Here is an 18,646-nt window from a genome sequence, read left to right on the forward strand (position 1 = left end):
TACCGCTTAGCTAGATTGAAACCAGTTTGGTCGCTTATCGCGGGCGTTGTTGTCCTGCTAAATGGAGACAGTAGACTCGTCGGGCGTGGGACATTCCAGATAGTTCCCAGAAAAGACTTCGTCGACCGATATTTGGATTGTTCTGCACATCCCTTCTAAATCCAAATCATCATCGTCATAGCCAAACGGCTCTTCGACATGCTCCGCAACAATCTCGAGACCTAACATGAAGTATGCCGTGATAATCGTTAGCAGGATGGTGTACGCTTTAAAGTCATTTGCGATCCCCCAGGGTAGCGAAGCAAGGAAGATGATCGCGCACTGCCTTGCAAAAATACGATACGATTTAACAATTCGGGTCCGCAGAATACGTTCGCACGCACCGCATATTTCCATCAGCTTTACCAAGTCTGTGTCTACGACGCGAAATTCGTCTCCATCGATACGACCTTGGTCCTTCGCACTCTTTGCGATCTGATAAAGCCTCTTGGCAATCGCTTGCGGCACATGATTTGGGTGTCCGAGCTGCTCGGTGAACGTAGCTGGCCAGTCCGCTTTGGTTTCGTCTCGCAAATGATGTCGCAAGGATACCGAGAAAGATTTTACCAGCAGGTTGGTGATTGCTCGTTCGGCGTTACTTTGAGGTACGATCGTTGTAAATTTAATCGCCAAGTTGCGGCTCGTATTGACGAGAGAGCCCCAGAGAGTGCGAGCCTCCCACCACCGACTGTAGGCTGTGTTCGTTCGAAAAACGAGCAGACAACCGACAACGATCGTTAACACTGCATGAAACTGAGACGATGTGTGAAAGCTTTCGCCGTGTCGCGAATAAACCAAAACCGTTGGAATTGCAGCATACACTCCGGCGAGCATGGCCAGGAAAAAGACGTACAGCAACGTGCGGTTAGTCTTGATTCGAAAGAATGGTCGCCGTTTCATACCAGTATTTTCGGATACGAGATTTTTTATAAGTTTCTGAAACTACGGTAAATGCTGTGCGATGACCTGGACGAACGCGTGCTACAAACTTGCTGTGCATTGCCAACTGCTCCCTTGCGAGACTTTCTAAAGCGTCTCGCCAAGCCCGACACGGACGGGTGCAGACTGATAAGCTACGCTAGCCTGCGGGAGCAAATTCAGCAAGCCACTCGCACGTTGTGCATCACTTGGGTGCGTCGAGGCCCATATTGGTTGATTGGCTGGCCCTGAGGCAGCACCAAATCGCTGCCAAAATCGTGGGGCTTCGGCGGGGTCGTATCCCGCCTGAGCCATAATTTGGATGCCAATACTGTCTGCCTCGAGCTCGTGCCTACGGCTGTATGGCAGGATGAGCCCATATTGGGCTGCAGCTCCGTATGCATTCATTACCAAGTTTCGTCCTGCATCGGATGAACCGCTAATCGCGTACCCTAAAACCGATTGAACGCCTTGGACGGCAGCCTGTTGACTAATTCGTTCCGATCCGTGGCGAGCTATCGTATGGGCGATCTCGTGGCTGACGACCACTGCGACGCCGGCTTCTGTTTGGCAGATAGGCATAATGCCTTCATAAACACCGACTTTTCCGCCAGGCAACGCAAAGGCGTTTTGCGAACTGGAATCAAAAAGGCGAAAATCCCATTGGAAATTCGGTTTATTGACAATTTGCGAGATTCGCGTTCCAACCCGCGTAACAATCTGCTGCCATCGAGCGTTCGTGCTGGGTGACTCCGTGGCTAGGATCTGAGCGAAGGACTGTTCAGCCATTCCCAATTCTTGAGCTTCTGGAATGACAACAAACTGTTTGCGACCACTTATGGGAGCGGTCCGGCATCCGCAGATTGTCATCGCCAGTGCAGCGCCGGTCCCTTCCAAAAATTTGCGCCGATGAAAACACATTGTCCTAGGTCGAAAAAAGATTTTACCCGGTACGTCCGGACCTGACATTAATCATGGCATCCCCGCACCTTCTCTCTTTTACGCATTTTAGGGCATTTTCGGAAAGCCCGATTGCCGCTCGTGGCTGAGCGATCACGGAGGGCTGCGCGGCGTACAGAATTGTCAAGACATATTTCGATATTATTTCTTCAGAAATCTTGCTTTGCGGCTCCCAAAGTCGCTATATTGCCATTCCTTACTAGTGTTTCGCAACCTTAACGTAAGGAGCGTCGCATTTCATGACATAGGATGGAATGCTGATTGCTTCGAAGGTTGTTGGTGACAGAGTTCGATTCAGCTGGCAGGAAATGCAACGCAGAAAGCTTGGTCTTGGCCAAGGGTTCGTGAGCTGTCCGATGCTTATTGCCAAGCCATATGCTACTTTTCCAACGTGCTTGCAGTTTGCAACGCGATGATTTTTTACTAACCATAGATAGAGGGTATGACGATCGATCGGAATCAGACGACGACACGGGTCAATCAACAAATTCGCATAACTCCCATTCGCGTAATTGGCTCGGACGGAACTCAGTTGGGTGTTATCCCAACAGAACAAGCGATGCAACAAGCACGAGATGCTGGGCTGGATCTAGTTGAAGTGGCTCCAAACGAGAAGCCGCCAGTTTGCCGAATCATGGATTACGGCAAGTATAAATACGAAAAAAGCAAAAAACTGGGTGGTCATACGCACCACACCAAGACAAAAGAAATCCGGCTTCGTCCGAAGACTGGCGATCACGATATTGACACCAAGATTCGTCAGGCGATCGGCTTTCTCAAGCACAAGGACAAAGTACAGGTCTCTGTACTGTTCCGTGGTCGCGAAATGGCTCACATCGACGAAGGCCGACGTGTGATGCAGCGTGCCATCGAACAACTGGGCGAGTTTGGAAAAGTCGAACAACCACCGCAGCAGCAGGGACGGCGCATGATCGCCACTGTTTCCCCACGCTAGCTGAACGGTCGACACTGACTGGCAATCGTAAAGTTGGGGCAGCAGCAAAAAGCTGCCTCAACTTTTGTTTTACAGGCCTAGGGTTCCCTTCGGCCTTACTTTGTAGCACGTCGTTCGAGCGCTTGACGGTAGTAGTGCTCATGTCGCTGCACCATTTGAGCAACGGTGAACGATTCTGCGATTCGTTGCCGTGCGTTGTCACCTAGTTTTGTCTTCAGATCGGGCTCTTCCAATATTAGAGTCGTCGCGCGTAGAAGTTGGTCAACTGCCCCGACGCTATAGAGGATGCCACTTACATCGTGTTCAATCAAGTCGCGATTGCCAGCGATGTCGGTTGCGATGACGGGCAAGCCTGCTTGCATCGCTTCCATGATGGAATTCGATTGCCCTTCGTAGAGGCTCCCATTCCAAAGTAGGTCAAAGTGGGGAAGTAAATCGGAGGCGTCGGGTCGGTGCCCTGCAAAAACGACTGCTGTGCCTGCGCCTGTCGAATCCCGATATTGCTCTAGTAACTGCAATTGCGGCCCTTCACCAAGGATAACATAACGCATGTTTGGTCGAACAACTGTTAACATACCTGCTGCCCAGACCAGATCTTTATAGCCTTTTTGCGGCCACAATCTGCCCACGGACCCGATCAGCAAGGTGTCTGGCGGTAGCCCTAGTCGATGCAACGCTTGTTCTCGCGTTATCGCACATGGTCGCGCAGGAGCGATTCCGTTCGGAATAATTGTGAATTTTTCAGCCGCAATCCCTTTGCTGGCGTAGAAGTCGCGGATGCCAGAGCTGTTTGTAAGAATTCCGGTCGTTCGGTTGGCGAGAAATCGATCGATCGCTAGTTCCCAGCCTCGCTTCCATGGATCGACACACCGTTCCCCACCAAACACCACTGGCGTCTTTGCGTGAATCGCGGCCATTCTTCCATATGCGTTGGCAGCAAAGATCCAAGTGTGAACAATGTCAGGACGACGGGTCTTGAAGTGTTTCACAAGTCGCTGGTAGGCAAAGGGATCTAGCTTCCCTTTCTTGTTTATTTCTACTAACGCGATCCCCGCGTCCAAGACTCGCTGGCGATAGTGACCGCTACGAGTCAATGTGACGATCTCTGGCGCAAACCTCTGTTTATCGATTGCGGCAGCGAGCGTAACCAGTTGCTTTTCAGCACCGCCCTGATCTAACGTTGGAATAACCCAACTAATTTTGATGCGGCCATCATCGCTGTTCGAACTAAATTGATTTTGGTTGTCACTCATAGGAATGGTGTTATCTTACCGAATAGTCAGCAATCTGTCGCGTTGGTTCATCAATCGCGATCATTCAGCAACGCCAGCCAAGCGTCCGCTAGCCGTTTCTCATGCAATGCCCAGTCAACTGACAGTCGGAAACTATCGGCCTCTCGAATGGCCTTACTCGGATCAGTCAGAAATTGTCGCAATCGTTCGATCAAGTTTTCGCCGTGCATGGAGCCATTGTCAAAATCAAAATTTCGTTCTATTTCTTGGCTCAATTCATCTCGCTCTTCCGGACTATGCAATGTTGGCAGGGCACTTGCAAACGCAGTGGCGTGGTAAAACTGCCGGCCAACGGTTGCCGCCGGACAAATCAGCAAATCAGCTGCTTGATAGAGTAACTCCAGATCATCCATCGAACTGTGCAGAAGGACGTCGTTGTGACAGGAACGATCTCGCAATAACGCATGATGCCGTCGCACAGAATCTCCGCTCCCAAAAATCCAAATACGAAAACGGGGCAGCGACTCCATCGCTTCAGCAAGTTGTTTCACGAAACGATGCTCTTCGTCGATCGACTGGTTCTCAAAGAAGACGATTACTAGCGGCAGATTTTGTGGGACCAGAAAATCAGTGCCAATCTGGCTGAGCGATTGACGTGCGGCGGAAATTGACGCCTCGGTGCGTTGAAAGGATCGCCACATGGTTCCTCTTAACCTACTGATTTGCGACTCATCGATTTCTTTCGAAAGTGCTACTCGATGTTCGTGCGCCGAGGAAACCAAGAATTGCACGCGAGTGTTTCGTTTTAGCGATTCGCTGATTGCAAGCTGGCCGTCGTTGGAAAGCTTTCGACTGCGCGTTTCAAATCGGATCAGAAGTTGTTTCTCACGTAGTTTTGGCGGCAACTTTCCAGAGAGTAGTACGCTCAGCGAATCAAAGTAAAATGCATCGTATTCTGTAGAGTAACGTTCCATCCATTGCCAGATATTGCGCAGGAAAAAACTGTCGCTCCATAGCGAAGTTGCGGGGGGCAGGATACGAAAAACTTGCCAGTCACGGAACGTAGAATGTGCGGGCCAGCGAGAATGCCAACGGGTGGTCAGAATCGTGACCTGTACGCCCGCGCGACTCAGTAAATTAGCTTGCTCTGTGAGGCGATATGACGATTCACTGCAGATCGGCCAATACTGCCTACAGACAATCAGCAAGCGCGTCATGAGTATTACGAGGGATCTTCAAGATCATGTTCTTCCATGATCGCCACATAGGGCAGGTTTCGGTAATGATCCTGGTAATCCAAACCGTATCCGACAACAAACTCGTTGGGGATTGAGAAAGCGATATAGTCGGGCCTAGTATCAACTTTACTCTGCCCTTCTTTAAGCAGCAACACAGCGGACTTGATCGAGGCGGGACCAAGCCGCTCTAAACACGCAGAAACTTCCACTAATGTCTTACCCGTGTCGAAAATATCATCGAGCAAAATGCAATCGCGTCCTTCAATATCCAACATCATGGCTTGCGAAATATGCATTTCACCGCTGTGAGTCCCGCCGCGATAGGAGCTAGCTTGAATGAGACTGATGCGGATCGGCATGTCCAAAAGGCGGATTAAGTCCGCCAGTAAAACGAGCGAACCAGTCATGATCGCGATGATCGTGAGGGGTTTTCCCTCGTAATCTCGCCGCAGCTGTTCTGCCAGTCGCGCGATCCCTATTTTTAGCTCTTGTTCGCTCAGCAACGTTTTCACAGGCAATCCCTAGGCTTTACCAAATGACATCAAATTTTGGTTCGCCATTATGCCCCGTTCTGACGAAATCATCCAGGGTATCTAAAAAAGGGCAAAAAGTTCCCGCCGACGAGTCAATTTCGCCGAATCCAAGGCTCTTTGCCCGTCCTTGATGGAATAAAAGTGATGGAAGTCCACTCCCACCACTAAGTATTGAGTTCGACCGCTGGCAAAGCACTAGCTGCCGAAGTTAAAGATCGGCTTGGTGTGATAAAGCTGCTTGAGCGGCACTCCGCTTGTATAAATATTCGGTAACGGCTGCTGTGGAACGACGGACGCCGGCGATTGCGGCGGATACACCCCGGTGGACGGCGGAAGCACTTGGCTGGTCGGCAGCGAGCCCGCTGCGGTACCAAAACCCGAGTTCTGCAACGAAGGTTGCACCATTGCCCCCGGAGCAGTTCCCAGTGGGTACCCCAATGGTATGTCACCCGCCGCTTGATTTGCCGGGGGATAATTACCAGGGGGAAATGCTTGCACCGGAGGTAAGACGGGGGTGTTTGCGCCTGCATTGTAGCCGGGGAGGCTCGGGTTGTACGCTCCTGGCGGAAGGACCTGCGAGCCTGGAACGGCATAAGGATTCGTCGGCGGAGAAGTATAGCTGCCGCCGGCGCAACCCATCAGCGAGAGTGCAGGACATAAAAGTACAGCAAGCGTCTGTCGCGAGTTTAACGTTTTCATGGGTTTGTTCTCTACAGAACGTCACCGCCACCTGTCGAGATCAATAATCAACGACCCCAGAACCGCCAGCTTCTGCAGCTTAACTCAACAAGTTGTTGTGAATTCAGAAAAGCTCTCGATTAATTCTTTGGACTTCAAAATGGCGTTGACCCGGGAAATGGTTGCTCTCTAGCATTCGCGGCCGAGAGAGGCTGCGACTTAACGAAATTCGAACGATTATTCCGGATTTGCATTAAGTAGCGAATATGCGTCGACGATGAAAAGTATGGCGGATCGGGTTGGTAAAAAAGTTATCTCGAGACGTTCGCACAAATTCGAACAAGTGACGGCCGTCAAAAGTAAGCGATGCTAGGAATTGGCTCGCAAAAAAATTCAAGGAAGAACTGAAATGCGTTGCTCAAACATCAAAGCTAATCGACTTGCTCTTTGCGGAGTGCTTCTCGTTTCGGTAGCTAGCAATACTGGCTGCAAGAGCGGCTTTAGCTTCCCAGGCTCGAGCATGTTCGCCTGGTCCAAGAAACCTTCGCAAGAAACACTTGCTGGCAAGGGGCCCACGGTCACATCACCAACGTCGCCTGCTCAAGGTCAAACGCCTGGCTTGATCGCAAGTACCCCACCGAAGACTTCGATCAAGTCGAATCCATATGGCACCTCGTCGCTGACGAATTCCTCGACGAATCCAAGTTTGCCATCGAATACCTTAGCTTCCGCAACAACGCCTTATTCACAGCCAGCAGGCTCGTCGACCAAACCTTCGATGGGTGGAATGGGGTCAGCTGCCGCAGCCAATGGTTACGCCACCGGGCCTTACAACACGTATGGCCAAGCCGCCAATGCAGCAGGCTCGTACGCTCAAGCCGGCGCTGCTTATGGGCAAGCCGTTGCTAACAATGCCGCGACCGCCGTAAACAACGCAACCGCACCGTACACCGCGCCAGTAAACAACGCTGCCGCATATCCTGGTCTCGCAGGAACCACACCGGTTCAAACGCCGAACTACGGTGAACCAGCGGTACCGCAAATTCCATCGTTGCAAACTTACTCTGGCCAAACGGCTAACAGTCTGTATTCGATGCCAAACGCTCAAACCAACGCAGTTGCTCAAAATGGCCCGCAGTCCGCGTTCCCAGTGCCACCGGCCAACATGCCTACCAACACGCCATCGATGTCAAGCTACGCACCGATTGGACAGGGTTCTGGCCAGCTAGCCTCTGGTCCAACATCGACACAAGCTGCGACGGCAGGCTACGCAGTTCCATCGGGCAGTACACAAGCTTCGACGGCCTCCTATCGCCCTGGCAGCACACAACGCACAACTGGATACGATTTCTCCACGACAGGCACACAAGTAAGTCCATCGTTGCCAGCGAATACAGCAACCGGAACATCGAACCCAGGCTATTCCATGCCACCATCGGGCGCCTTCCGCTAATCACTCCGTTGACCCGAAACCGCAACTCAAAAGCAACGCTGACACGCTCGCCTAAATCAGGCGAGCGTTTGTCGTTAATCTAAGATTCACAGCGCTTCTGCTGCCGGCTGCAAAACGGACTCGATCGCAAAACGTGATCATTTCAGTCGCAATTTGGGCCCGCCTAACAATTCGATGCAATAAGGAATGGCGCCGATGATTGCATCAAAGCATTCTGCGATCGCGACTGGTTTTCCAGGCAGGTTCACGATCAGTGTTTGTCCACGAAACCCCGCCGTTTGCCTTGAAAGAATTGCCGTGGGAACGGTCAACAGCGACTTCGCACGCATCGCTTCTCCAAAGCCTGGCATCATTTTGTCGCAAACTGCCTCGGTGGCCTCAGGCGTAACGTCGCGTTTTGCAGGCCCAGTTCCGCCCGTCGTTGCTAGCAACGCACAACTTTCGACGTCGCATAACTGTCGCAGGGTTTCTTCTATTTGCGGTCGATCATCGGGAATGATCTCATAGACGAACTCGAGTTCATCACGGAACGCACGGCTCAGATAATCGCGAATCGCCGGTCCGCTCAGGTCCTCATAGATTCCACCGCTGGCACGATCGGAGATTGTCAAAATGCCAAACTTTGCCACACTTGTCACGCGAGACTCTCAGCTAAAAATTGTTTGAAAAATAGAAACAGCAGTCCAACTTACGCCTGATCCCGACGCGTCAGAGCGATATTGTTGACTCAATAGCTTAGGATTTAGCATCCCGGGCCGTAGAGTTCTCCCCGTTCATTGGACTACAACCATGGAACGACAACAAACTCTTTTTACCAACATTGAAGGACGTAGAGTTTAAATGCAGTATCCACTTGCGATGAGCTTCAAGCTTTTGGCGTTAGCTTCGCAGATTTCGGTTACGGATGCATCTGGTAAGAGCATCCTCTATATCCGACAAAAAATGTTTCGCCTCAAGGAGAAGGTCGAAGTCTTTACCGATTCGTCGCGAAGCATAAAACTCTTCGAGATAAACGCTGACCGAGTGATCGATTGGTCGGCCAGCTATCACTTTACCCAATCCGACGGCACACCGTGGGGAAGTGTTCGACGAAAAGGTGCCAAGTCGTTATGGGCAGCAACGTATGAGATCACTGACGAGAATGGGTTGGAAGCCATCATTCGCGAGGAGAGCCCGGTCAAAAAGATCGTTGAATCGCTGTTGGGAGAAATTCCGGTCGTCGGCATGGTGGCTGTAATGTTGCTCAACCCGACCTACAAGATTTCCAGGCCCGATGGACAGATCCTGATGAGACTGGCGAAGAAGGCCGCTTTTTTTGAAGGCAAATTCGTCATCGAGAAACTTAGCGAGATCGACGAAGACAGCGAACTTCGCTTTTTGCTTTCGATCATCATGCTCGCCTTACTTGAGCGACAACGCGGCTAAAAAGCGTAGGCCTTTTGGGAAGATCTGTTACAGGTTCCGACGTCGTTGCCATGTCAGAAAATCGGTCTCCAAGTCGTCTGGTACCAATCGCGAGTCGGGATGCTAAACCAAATGTTGCGCAACCGAATTTGGCGAGTACTGAACTGCGGTGCCGTTTGTTTTGCCTTTGCTAGCGATCCAATTGCTCGACGTGCATATAAATACCACTGCCGTTCCGAAGGAAAATTTGTTGGCAAGTTGGAGGTTTGGGGCGGAGGAAACGACCGTAGACAGCTAGCAACGTTGAAAAAAGTCGGGAAATCAAAAACTATCCGCTGTTTTTCCCCCGTCTTTGCAACCCCGAGTTGCTTAGGTTGGCAGTTGCTGGATAATGGCGGCTTGTCTTCGAGATCCACGGACCAGGAGTATCTTAAAAAGTGTTTGTTGCCGCTACGACTGCTTGTTTTCCCGACGTACCATTTCCGGACGTTATCGACTTGCTAAGGGATTTGGAATTTACAGCGATCGAAGTCGCAATTCACGACGGTGGAATCCAGATGACTTCGGACAAAGTCATGGAGAATTTCGAAGAAGCGATGCGGGTCATTCGCGATTCCCATCGGCTGGATATCTCCGCCTATGACCTGAAAATAAATTGTACGGGCGAAGAGTATTACACGCGATTTAAGAAAATCTGCCAGTTGGCCAAGGCCACCAAAGTCGTTACGGTCAACATTCCTAGCGCCGAACAAGGGACTCCTTTCAACGAGGAGATCGAACATTTACAGCGACTGGTAGCGATCGGCGAGAATGACGGGGTTCGCGTTGCCATGCGCAGTAAAATCGGCTGCATGAGTGAAGATCCGGACACTGTCAAGAATCTTTGTGACTACGCGCCAGGCGTCGGAGTGTCGCTTGACCCGAGCCAATACCATTGCAGCAACAACCGCAATCGAAATTATGACAAGCTGATGCCGCATGTCTACAACGTGCATCTTCGCGATTCAAAAAAGAATCAACTGCAAGTACGCGTTGGCCAAGGCGAGATTGAGTATGGTCGCTTGATAACTCTTCTTCAGCGAGAAGGTTACGATCGGGCTTTGTGCGTCGATATGCAACCGATGGAAGGCATGGACATTCGCCAAGAGTTGCGAAAATTGCGTCTATTGCTTGATAGCTTGCTATAACGTTTTGCAGCCCACTCCACCGCAGTTCTCAAATTGCTTTGTAGTCGGTGAATTTGCTACGGTATTTCTGAACAGATGGCGGTTGTGCGAAAGTGTGCAGTCGCCGACGCGGTTGACGGCTTAGTTTTGAACGCCAGGATGGAGTTCGCGGACGTTGCGATACTGTATTTTATTGTGGCCAGGGTTTGCCAGAGCATGGCATCGAGGCGAAGTTTATTCGACTCTGGTCGCCATCCTCTTTGGCGTTTCGTTGAGTATTACTTGGGTTGCGACATTTCATTGGACCGACTGGTTCGCGGGGGCAGCTCGAGGCATTGCTTGGCTGGCCTTAGTGGTCGCTGTAGTGTGGTCATTGGTAAGGGGCATTATGGGTTGGAGTCTTGTATTCGGTGAACCGGCTACGAGTTCTCGACGTCAGACCAATGACGAAGCATTCCGTGCAGCCCAGCAGGCCTATTTACGTGGCGAGTATTTTGAGGCCGAGGCTGCTCTCCATCCTATATTTGTAAGCGGTTCGGAAGATGCCGAATCGGCGTTGTTATTGGCCGGAATATTGCGGCGGACGAACCGCACTGATCAAGCTCTGCAGACACTGGACCGCCTGTCGAAACTAGATTCGGCGGGTCCATGGTTTACCGAGATTCATCGGGAACGTTCATTGTGTCAGCGAAAAACGGCAGCCTAAAAAATTTTGTGTTGAACTTTTTACTATGATTTCTTGGATGCAGGCTAGGCAAAGGGCCTATTTGACCTGCCCTAAAAATCTGCGAATCGTTACGATTGATCTATTCGCCAGCGTTTGATTGACAGCTAGAAACTAGTACGATGCGATTCTCAAGTTCGACCTGAGTCTTGCAAAGGGTTAGCCAAGTTGGCAGTCAAAGTTGACGGAACGCGGTTTGCGAACGTTGCATTGGCCGTTTGAAGATTTCTGTGAAAGAGAATAGGTAGACGAATGTACGAACGAATGACCGATCGTGCCCGCAAGGTCATGCAGCTAGCGAACCAAGAGGCACAGCGATTCAATCACGAATATATTGGGACAGAACATATTCTTCTGGGCCTAGTTAAAGAGGGCAGCGGCGTGGCCGCGAACGTCTTGCGAAATCTCGACGTCGACCTTCGGAAGATCCGTCTTGAAGTGGAAAAGCTCGTGCAAAGCGGACCAGAAATGGTCACCATCGGCAAGCTTCCACAGACGCCACGAGCTAAAAAAGTCATCGAGTATTCGATGGAAGAAGCTCGTAATCTGAATCACAACTATGTTGGAACTGAGCACATCCTGCTTGGATTGCTCCGCGAACAAGAAGGCGTTGCAGCGCAGGTCCTGATGAACCTGGGCATGAAGCTGGAGGATGTTCGTGAAGAAGTTCTGAACTTGCTTGGACACGGCATGGAATCGGCTGACGTCGGCGGCGAACGCGGACGTGGCGAAGGCAACAGTGGTAGCAGCGAATCAGGCTCATCCAAGTCATCCAAGAGCAAGACACCTGCACTGGATAGTTTTGGTCGCGATTTGACCGAACTGGCGCGACAAGGCAAGCTGGACCCAGTAATTGGACGTCAGCGAGAAATCGAGCGGGCGGTCCAGATTCTTTGCCGTCGATCGAAGAACAACCCAGTGCTCCTGGGTGAAGCCGGCGTCGGTAAGACTGCTATCGTTGAAGGTTTCGCGCAACGCGTTGTTAATGGCGAAGTTCCTGAGATCCTCGCTGACAAACGTATCGTTGTACTCGACTTGGCAATGATGGTCGCCGGTACCAAATACCGCGGTCAGTTCGAGGAACGTATCAAAGCGGTTATGAATGAAGTGCGCCGAGCTCGCAATACGATCCTGTTCATCGACGAACTGCATACGTTGGTCGGTGCCGGTGGCGCAGAAGGCGCCATTGACGCGGCGAACGTATTGAAGCCAGCTTTGTCACGCGGCGAAATCCAATGCATCGGTGCGACCACGTTGGATGAATATCGTAAGTACATCGAAAAAGACAATGCACTTGCCCGTCGTTTCCAAGAGATCACCGTTGAACCAACGAGTATCGACGAAACAGTCGCAATTATCAAAGGCCTGCGTGAACGTTACGAAGAACATCACCGTGTTAAGTACACCGATGATGCTGTAGCGGCCGCGGTTGAAATGAGCGAGCGATATATCACCGCCCGCTGCCTGCCTGACAAGGCGATTGATGTTATCGACGAAGCTGGTGCACGAGTACGGCTGCGTTCGATGAGCAAGCCACCTGATTTGAAGGACTTGGACGAAGAAGTCGAAAAGCTGAACAAGGACAAGGAAGACGCTGTCGCCAATCAGGACTTCGAAAAAGCGGCTAATCTTCGCGATCAGGCTGACAAGCTGAAAAAGAAGAAGGAACAATTGACTCGGGAATGGCGAGAAAAGAGCCGCGAGACGGACGGACTTGTTGACGAAGAAGTCATTTGCGAAGTCGTTTCCAAGATGACTGGCATTCCGTTGACTCGGCTTTCGACTGAAGACAGCAAGCGGCTGATGAACATGGAAGGCGATCTACATAAACGCGTGGTTAGCCAAGAGCAAGCAGTTACCGCTGTTGCCAAGGCTGTACGCCGTAGTCGTTCGGGATTGAAAGATCCAAAGCGTCCGACAGGTTGCTTCGTGTTCGCGGGCCCGACCGGGGTTGGTAAAACGTTGCTTGCAAAAGCCCTAGCAGAAACTCTGTTCGGCGATGCAGACGCGTTGATCCATATCGACATGTCGGAATACATGGAAAAGCACAACGTCAGTCGACTGATCGGCGCGCCTCCAGGCTATGTCGGTTATGAAGAAGGCGGACAGCTTACCGAGAAGATTCGACGACGACCTTATGCCGTTGTGCTGCTCGATGAAATCGAAAAAGCGCATCCAGATGTGTTCAACATGTTGCTTCAAGTTATGGAAGAAGGACGATTGACCGACAGCTTCGGTCGCAACGTCGACTTCCGTAACACGATATTGATCCTGACAACCAACGCTGGCGCCGAAGCTATCAAGAACGAAGCTTCCTTCGGTTTCCAACGGCCGGAAGACGACGCTTCTTACGAAGGTATGAAGTCACGAGTGATGGATCAAATCGAACGCGTGTTCCGCCCCGAGTTCCTTAATCGTCTCGATGATGTCATTATCTTCCGCCACTTGAACAAGGAAGACTTGAAGAAGGTCGTCGATTTCGAAATGAGCAAAGTTGTCGAACGACTTAAAGATCGCGGGTATGCACTTGAGTTGACCGACGAAGCTAAAGAATTCGTTATCAACAAAGGTTCTAACCTCGATTACGGTGCGCGGCCGTTGCGTCGATCGATCGAACAACGCATCGAAGATCCACTGTCGGAAGAATTGCTGCAAGGCACGTTCGAAGGCAAGAATACGATCGTGGTCGATGTCGTTAAAGACGATGAAGGCAAGATCACTCGGCTGTCGTTCGTCGGCGAAAGTCGCGACTTGGCGCAAGAGCCAGTAGCGGTTGGCCAGTCCGAAAGCGACGCGTAATACTTGAACTTGCTTAGCATCATCATGCTAGACTAAAGCTCTGAAAGCACTTCCAATCGGGAGTGCTTTTTGTTTTGTCCGACCTGTCATCTATTGCATCCAACCAATGAGCGTAACTCCAAATCCAACATCGCTGCACATGAACGAAACTGCGGATCTTGTCATCGAGTGGGACGATGGTACGTGCACTACTATTTCCCCACGCCAAATGCGGAAAGCTTGCCCTTGTGCGACTTGTCGGGAGAAAGGCGAGGCAGAGCAGACGACCAAGCCCAAAGGCTTGCCCGTGATGAGTTTGGCGGAAGCGCAACCGCTGCGAATCAGCGGCATGCGGCCGGTCGGAAATTATGCGTATAACATTCAATTTTCTGATGGTCACAGCTCGGGGCTGTTTACAATAGATCTATTGCATCAAATCGGTGCCGTTCGAAATGCGTCGACGCCCGACGCTTGAACTGCCGCATATCCCCGCCTACAACGTGATCTATCCCCGAAAAACAACTCGGATTGACGAAGCGATACCGGTTTCGTCACCTCGCGACCATCTTTCCAAAGCAATCATTGGCTGGCAAGAACGAGTTTTGCTGCCTGATTTTTCTAGGCAGCCGTTCCTTGCCAAAATCGATACGGGAGCAGTCCTCTCATGCCTACATGCCGTCGATCTGCAGTATGAAACGCTTGGGCCGTTTGATTATGTAGCTTTCGAGCTACAGCACCCGAATCAGCCAACCCGTAGAGCCGTTAATTGTCGCTGCAGAGTGACCAGTTTTTTGCGAGTCCGTAGCTCCAACGGCGAGGTTCAGTGCAGGCCGATAGTAGAAGCGAACCTGCAACTGGGGGGGATAAAACTGCCGATTCGGCTGACGTTAACCGATCGCAGCAAGATGCAATTTCCATTGCTTTTGGGTCGTGACGTACTGAAGGATCACTTTTTAGTTGATTCAAATCGTAGCTTTGTGCTCGACGGCTAGCAGGGGTTCTTTTGGAAAGTCTCGATTTACGCCCAGTTCAGGTGGGTCAATGATCTCAGACGCGGTTCAAATTCGCCAAGAAGTCCGCCGACCATTTTCCATTCGTCCTTGGTCCGCAGTTCAATTTCTCCGTGCTTATTGATTCTTAGAATCGAATCGCCGACGATTCCCGCTCGATGCAGTTCGCCGAAGTCGAGTTCCCCGTCGTTGACTAGATCCAGCAGTGTTTTGCCGGTTAGTTCGATGTAAGTTGCGTGCATGATAACGGTGCAAAATTAGGACGAGATGTATGCTGACATTCAGCATAGTTCGAGAGTGCGTCCATGTCACTAAATTCGCACGGGCAGAGCTTGAGCTTGGCGATATTGAGTGGCAAAGCGGTGCAGCATCCCCGCGTGCTATTGTCTCGAGAAGGCAAATCGCTGTTTAGAAACTCTCGTAGCCTTCTGCCGTAGACCGACCTTTTCAGCTCAAGAATCGAGCGGAAGAGTAAGTAGGACCGACCGGACTCGAACCGATAACCAAGGGATTATGAGTCCCCTGCTCTAACCATTGAGCTACGGTCCCACGTGCGGGAAATTGCAGGTTTTTGTAGCTTTCCGAGAACTTCGATTTTACGACTGACGCCCGAATCGACGCTCGGTAAAGAAGGTGTTCTATTTTAGCTATCAAAAATGTCGCACACTTGCTTGCGACAAATGGGCATCTGGCAACCACCACCCTCAGTAGGAGGTGAACGCTCGGCGAATTCTACCACGACTGAGAAACCTAGCAAACCGTATCCAGGGTTTCCGCTGTACCCGTACAGAACGAAACGCTGGGCAAAGAAAATCAAGAGGCGACGTCATGCTTCGAAGACGCATGTCCGTTAATAAGTGCTGCGTTTTCTGGTGCGAAATAAACTACAATGCAACTCGATCTAACGGAAATCGATCAAGTTGCATTGTTAGACACCGCGGTTTGAGTGAGAACCGTTGCTCCTTGGTTAATAACTTGCTGGGTTGCGCCAAGAAAGGCGTAGTGCACGGATTCGAAAGAGGTTCTTTGCAAAATGACTTTTTCATGTTTTGTGGCGTTCGCATTAGGCTTGAATTTGATTGCTTTCAACGCGTTCGCTCAAGAGCCCGGCGAGACAAGTCTAGATCCCAGCTTCATCGAAGTAGAAATTGAGAGTACGAAAGACGGTACGAAGCAACCTAGCCGCGTTTTCTTTCCGCAATCTGTTGACGCAAAGCCACTACTAATCTTCTTGCACAGTTGGTCTCATGGTCTGCAACAAGACAATACACGGTGGCTGGAATTGGCGAAGAAGCGCGGATGGGTTTTTCTGCAGCCACACTTTCGTGGCAAGAATGATCATCCGGAAGCCTGCGGATCTGAGATTGCGCGGCAAGATATACTGGATGCAATCGAATGGGTGTTCAGCCAAACGGAGATCGATCGATCGAGAGTTTACTTGGCTGGAACCAGCGGTGGTGGGCATATGGCGTTGCTGATGGCCGGATATTACCCCGACAAATTTTCAGCGGTTTCATCTTGGGTTGGAATATCTGACTTGGCTGCCTGGCATACGACGACTAGCGCTAATCCAGCGACCCTTCACTATGCGCAGGAGCTTGAAAAATGTATCGGTGGTATTCCAGGTAGTAGCGATACCGTCGAGAGCGAATTGAAGACGCGGTCTCCGGTGCAGCATTTGGCAAATGCAACGGAGGTGCCGATTGATATTAACACTGGCGTACATGATGGGCATACCGGATCGGTTCCAGTAAGTCAGTCGTTTGCAGCATACAATGCTATTGCTGTTGCCAATAACCTTCCCGAAATACCGCAAAGTGAGATTGAGAAGTGGGTCGATTTGGGAGCTGACATGCAACCTAAGGTATCGATTTTGGAGGATGAAACCTATTCACGCGCCGTGCTTTTTCGCGCACAAGCGGGAGCCGCTCGGCTGACCATTTTCGAAGGCACACACGAAGACCTGCCACCGGCGGGAATGATGTTCTTTGAATCGGTCCGCCGTGAAACCAAGTGGTGAGTCGACCAGCATGTTTCAAAAATGTTGTTACGCTTACGCGTTCAAATCATCATGAATACAAAGGTTGAGTTCGATCATGGCGTCGCTTGATTCCAGCTATCTTTCAAAATCATTGCCATGTCGACGGATACCTTTCTAGCAGGCTGGGAGTTGATTTAACCGATCACTCATCACCTAATAGTTCGCCTCGTTGGGCCATAAGCCGTCACGGTCACCAGCGTTTCAGAACACTGAATCACGCTCGAGCGTTGCTGGCGAGCTAGAGGAGTTCGTTGCCGAAGATGCAGACATGTATTGTTCCCACATGTCCCCCGCTCTGAGGTTAAATGCGATTGCCCTGGCTATCCCTCCTCATTGGTACAACAATATTGCTATTAAGAAAACTACACTTACGTCTAATTTCAAGCTTCAAATAATGATTGTTTTGTACAGCATTTTGAATGAGCAGATCTTTAGATCGTGCATACTCATCGGGTGTGATAGTCCATCTTGCCCCACCAAGTGAAGACATACCGCGATAAACCACTCCAAGAGAGTCTAAAATCTTTTCAGCGGATTTTGCATCTGATGTTGCTATTTCAACATCGACTATCGTGTTCAAGCGAACTGAGTAAAAAAAGATCAAGATCACAAAGAAAATAAGTACGCAGACAGTCGTCGCTTGTCGAATGGACATTTGTAATCAAGCCGAATAAGTGAGGATTTCTCGCATCAATGTTTTAGAGGGTATCGCGAAATTGGCCTTTACGCTTTCGAGTCGTTTTTACCATCAACGCAATCATCGTGATTTCAATCATAGCGTTGATTGCGTCCGGATGGACCATTGTTTTATGCACATGTCAATCTCGGGACATCCTCTACGACCATTGGTGAACTGCTAACGCCCTAGCTTCTCTCGCAACACTTCGCGGATCTCTTTCCATTCGCTTGAAGACGCGACGAGCTTTCCGCCTGTGTCGACAAGATAGTATGCTGGCACCGAGCTGATAGCCAACTGGCGTGCCAGTGCTGCATCTTCTCCGATGTAATTCTGGGACCAATCAAGACCGGATTTTCCGGCAACACCCTGTCCGCGTTTTTTTGTCTGCATCGACGTTGATACCAATCGCAGTAAATGGCGCGTCTTCCCACTCCGCAATGTCGGCCTTAAGCTGTGGCATAGTGGTATACAGAAAACCGTTGAAAGGTTGTGTCATTCGAATTGTGCCAGTTCACAACGCCATTTTGCCGACATAAGAAGCGGATGACCGAAGCAGGTTTGGGGCCTCTACTACAGGAAACCCTTCACGCTGTGAATTCACGGCGACCGACATCGTTAGCGAGTTATTCTGTCGGCGTGCTAAATCAAATGCGCCCGAGCTGATTGCGACTTGTAACCGTTGTCGGAAATGACACGCCTTTATTACGCAGGTGGCAGAGCTTCCGAACTAGTTTTAGGCGATGTCGCCTGTGCTACGTCAAAACGATTCCAAGTGGCTATGGCTGGTGTTCCCGGTCCTGGCCTTATTGCTTCTAGCAAGAGCCGCGACGATGATTTT

The 18,646-nt window shown here is 50.7% G+C and carries 19 protein-coding genes and 1 tRNA gene; 9 read left to right on the forward strand and 11 right to left on the reverse strand.

The features are described 5' to 3' along the window. Positions 1-57 precede the first annotated feature (57 nt). Together SH451x_RS04030 and SH451x_RS04035 are read right to left on the reverse strand one after the other, a co-directional pair. Positions 58-939: a bestrophin family protein gene (locus tag SH451x_RS04030; protein ID WP_479361131.1), complete on the reverse strand. Its 882-nt coding sequence runs from the start codon at positions 937-939 to the stop codon at positions 58-60. 126 nt (positions 940-1,065) lie between these two features. Continuing rightward, positions 1,066-1,878: a M48 family metallopeptidase gene (locus tag SH451x_RS04035; RefSeq protein WP_479361132.1), complete on the reverse strand. Its 813-nt coding sequence runs from the start codon at positions 1,876-1,878 to the stop codon at positions 1,066-1,068. 481 nt (positions 1,879-2,359) lie between these two features. On the opposite strand from SH451x_RS04035, the gene infC reads away from it, so the two are divergent. Beyond that, positions 2,360-2,872, forward strand: a complete 513-nt coding sequence (infC, locus tag SH451x_RS04040; RefSeq protein WP_479361133.1) for a translation initiation factor IF-3 — start codon at positions 2,360-2,362, stop codon at positions 2,870-2,872. A 95-nt stretch (positions 2,873-2,967) separates the two neighbouring features. Here the strand turns inward: infC and SH451x_RS04045 are convergent, their stop codons facing one another. From SH451x_RS04045 to SH451x_RS04060, 4 genes are all read right to left on the reverse strand, one after another. Then, positions 2,968-4,125, reverse strand: a complete 1,158-nt coding sequence (locus SH451x_RS04045; protein WP_479361134.1) for a glycosyltransferase — start codon at positions 4,123-4,125, stop codon at positions 2,968-2,970. Positions 4,126-4,175: 50 nt separating this feature from the next. Further along, on the reverse strand, positions 4,176-5,321 hold the full coding sequence (locus SH451x_RS04050) for a glycosyltransferase family protein (protein ID WP_479361135.1): 1,146 nt from the start codon (positions 5,319-5,321) through the stop codon (positions 4,176-4,178). 5 nt (positions 5,322-5,326) lie between these two features. Next, entirely contained in the window at positions 5,327-5,854 is a 528-nt protein-coding gene (hpt, locus tag SH451x_RS04055) for a hypoxanthine phosphoribosyltransferase (protein WP_479361136.1), read from the reverse strand. Between the two features lie 216 nt (positions 5,855-6,070). Next, positions 6,071-6,574, reverse strand: coding sequence for a hypothetical protein (locus SH451x_RS04060; protein WP_479361137.1), 504 nt, complete (start codon positions 6,572-6,574; stop codon positions 6,071-6,073). Between the two features lie 388 nt (positions 6,575-6,962). Between SH451x_RS04060 and SH451x_RS04065 the strand changes: the two genes are divergently transcribed. Next, positions 6,963-8,006, forward strand: a complete 1,044-nt coding sequence (locus tag SH451x_RS04065) for a hypothetical protein (protein WP_479361139.1) — start codon at positions 6,963-6,965, stop codon at positions 8,004-8,006. A 137-nt stretch (positions 8,007-8,143) separates the two neighbouring features. Here SH451x_RS04065 and mog read toward each other — a convergent pair whose 3' ends face one another. Next, entirely contained in the window at positions 8,144-8,644 is a 501-nt protein-coding gene (mog, locus tag SH451x_RS04070; RefSeq protein WP_479361140.1) for a molybdopterin adenylyltransferase, read from the reverse strand. A gap of 202 nt (positions 8,645-8,846) precedes the next feature. Here mog and SH451x_RS04075 point away from each other — a divergent pair, with 202 nt between their 5' ends. The 6 genes from SH451x_RS04075 (at position 8,847) to SH451x_RS04100 (ending at position 15,070) form a co-directional block, all read left to right on the forward strand. Beyond that, positions 8,847-9,431 (forward strand): LURP-one-related family protein, encoded by a 585-nt coding sequence (locus SH451x_RS04075; RefSeq protein ID WP_479361141.1) that lies wholly within the window; start codon positions 8,847-8,849, stop codon positions 9,429-9,431. 416 nt (positions 9,432-9,847) lie between these two features. Then, complete coding sequence (locus tag SH451x_RS04080) at positions 9,848-10,597, forward strand: sugar phosphate isomerase/epimerase family protein (protein WP_479361143.1); 750 nt, start codon at positions 9,848-9,850, stop codon at positions 10,595-10,597. A gap of 154 nt (positions 10,598-10,751) precedes the next feature. Further along, entirely contained in the window at positions 10,752-11,282 is a 531-nt protein-coding gene (locus SH451x_RS04085; RefSeq protein WP_479361144.1) for a tetratricopeptide repeat protein, read from the forward strand. 270 nt (positions 11,283-11,552) lie between these two features. Then, positions 11,553-14,099, forward strand: a complete 2,547-nt coding sequence (locus SH451x_RS04090) for an ATP-dependent Clp protease ATP-binding subunit (RefSeq protein ID WP_479361145.1) — start codon at positions 11,553-11,555, stop codon at positions 14,097-14,099. A gap of 106 nt (positions 14,100-14,205) precedes the next feature. Continuing rightward, positions 14,206-14,553, forward strand: a complete 348-nt coding sequence (locus SH451x_RS04095) for a DUF971 domain-containing protein (protein WP_479361146.1) — start codon at positions 14,206-14,208, stop codon at positions 14,551-14,553. Continuing rightward, positions 14,531-15,070, forward strand: coding sequence for an ATP-dependent zinc protease family protein (locus SH451x_RS04100; protein WP_479361148.1), 540 nt, complete (start codon positions 14,531-14,533; stop codon positions 15,068-15,070). The genes SH451x_RS04095 and SH451x_RS04100 overlap by 23 nt, the downstream gene beginning before the upstream one ends. A 26-nt stretch (positions 15,071-15,096) precedes the next feature. On the opposite strand, the gene SH451x_RS04105 is transcribed toward SH451x_RS04100, so the two are convergent. Together SH451x_RS04105 and SH451x_RS04110 are read right to left on the reverse strand one after the other, a co-directional pair. After that, on the reverse strand, positions 15,097-15,330 hold the full coding sequence (locus SH451x_RS04105; protein ID WP_479361149.1) for a hypothetical protein: 234 nt from the start codon (positions 15,328-15,330) through the stop codon (positions 15,097-15,099). A gap of 234 nt (positions 15,331-15,564) precedes the next feature. After that, positions 15,565-15,637 (reverse strand) — tRNA-Ile (locus SH451x_RS04110). 484 nt (positions 15,638-16,121) lie between these two features. On the opposite strand from SH451x_RS04110, the gene SH451x_RS04115 reads away from it, so the two are divergent. Next, positions 16,122-17,108: an alpha/beta hydrolase family protein gene (locus SH451x_RS04115; RefSeq protein WP_479361150.1), complete on the forward strand. Its 987-nt coding sequence runs from the start codon at positions 16,122-16,124 to the stop codon at positions 17,106-17,108. A gap of 322 nt (positions 17,109-17,430) precedes the next feature. On the opposite strand, the gene SH451x_RS04120 is transcribed toward SH451x_RS04115, so the two are convergent. Together SH451x_RS04120 and SH451x_RS04125 are read right to left on the reverse strand one after the other, a co-directional pair. Next, positions 17,431-17,784, reverse strand: a complete 354-nt coding sequence (locus SH451x_RS04120; RefSeq protein WP_479361152.1) for a hypothetical protein — start codon at positions 17,782-17,784, stop codon at positions 17,431-17,433. A 201-nt stretch (positions 17,785-17,985) separates the two neighbouring features. After that, positions 17,986-18,198 carry a hypothetical protein gene (locus SH451x_RS04125; RefSeq protein ID WP_479361154.1) on the reverse strand — a complete coding sequence of 71 codons (213 nt, stop codon included), beginning with the start codon at positions 18,196-18,198 and terminating at the stop codon, positions 17,986-17,988. Between the last annotated feature and the right edge of the window lie 448 nt (positions 18,199-18,646).

Source organism: Njordella aestuarii (assembly GCF_056494165.1).

Excerpts from the sequence above, each read along its gene's own strand:
- SH451x_RS04030 (WP_479361131.1), bottom strand. The coding sequence starts at position 939 with ATGAAACGGCGACCATTCTTTCGAATCAAGACTAACCGCACGTTGCTG.
- SH451x_RS04035 (WP_479361132.1), bottom strand. The coding sequence starts at position 1,878 with ATGTGTTTTCATCGGCGCAAATTTTTGGAAGGGACCGGCGCTGCACTG.
- infC (WP_479361133.1), top strand. The coding sequence starts at position 2,360 with ATGACGATCGATCGGAATCAGACGACGACACGGGTCAATCAACAAATT.
- SH451x_RS04045 (WP_479361134.1), bottom strand. The coding sequence starts at position 4,125 with ATGAGTGACAACCAAAATCAATTTAGTTCGAACAGCGATGATGGCCGC.
- SH451x_RS04050 (WP_479361135.1), bottom strand. The coding sequence starts at position 5,321 with ATGACGCGCTTGCTGATTGTCTGTAGGCAGTATTGGCCGATCTGCAGT.
- SH451x_RS04060 (WP_479361137.1), bottom strand. The coding sequence starts at position 6,574 with ATGAAAACGTTAAACTCGCGACAGACGCTTGCTGTACTTTTATGTCCT.
- SH451x_RS04065 (WP_479361139.1), top strand. The coding sequence starts at position 6,963 with ATGCGTTGCTCAAACATCAAAGCTAATCGACTTGCTCTTTGCGGAGTG.
- SH451x_RS04075 (WP_479361141.1), top strand. The coding sequence starts at position 8,847 with ATGCAGTATCCACTTGCGATGAGCTTCAAGCTTTTGGCGTTAGCTTCG.
- SH451x_RS04090 (WP_479361145.1), top strand. The coding sequence starts at position 11,553 with ATGTACGAACGAATGACCGATCGTGCCCGCAAGGTCATGCAGCTAGCG.
- SH451x_RS04095 (WP_479361146.1), top strand. The coding sequence starts at position 14,206 with ATGAGCGTAACTCCAAATCCAACATCGCTGCACATGAACGAAACTGCG.
- SH451x_RS04100 (WP_479361148.1), top strand. The coding sequence starts at position 14,531 with ATGCGTCGACGCCCGACGCTTGAACTGCCGCATATCCCCGCCTACAAC.
- SH451x_RS04105 (WP_479361149.1), bottom strand. The coding sequence starts at position 15,330 with ATGCACGCAACTTACATCGAACTAACCGGCAAAACACTGCTGGATCTA.
- SH451x_RS04115 (WP_479361150.1), top strand. The coding sequence starts at position 16,122 with ATGACTTTTTCATGTTTTGTGGCGTTCGCATTAGGCTTGAATTTGATT.
- SH451x_RS04120 (WP_479361152.1), bottom strand. The coding sequence starts at position 17,784 with ATGTCCATTCGACAAGCGACGACTGTCTGCGTACTTATTTTCTTTGTG.
- SH451x_RS04125 (WP_479361154.1), bottom strand. The coding sequence starts at position 18,198 with ATGCAGACAAAAAAACGCGGACAGGGTGTTGCCGGAAAATCCGGTCTT.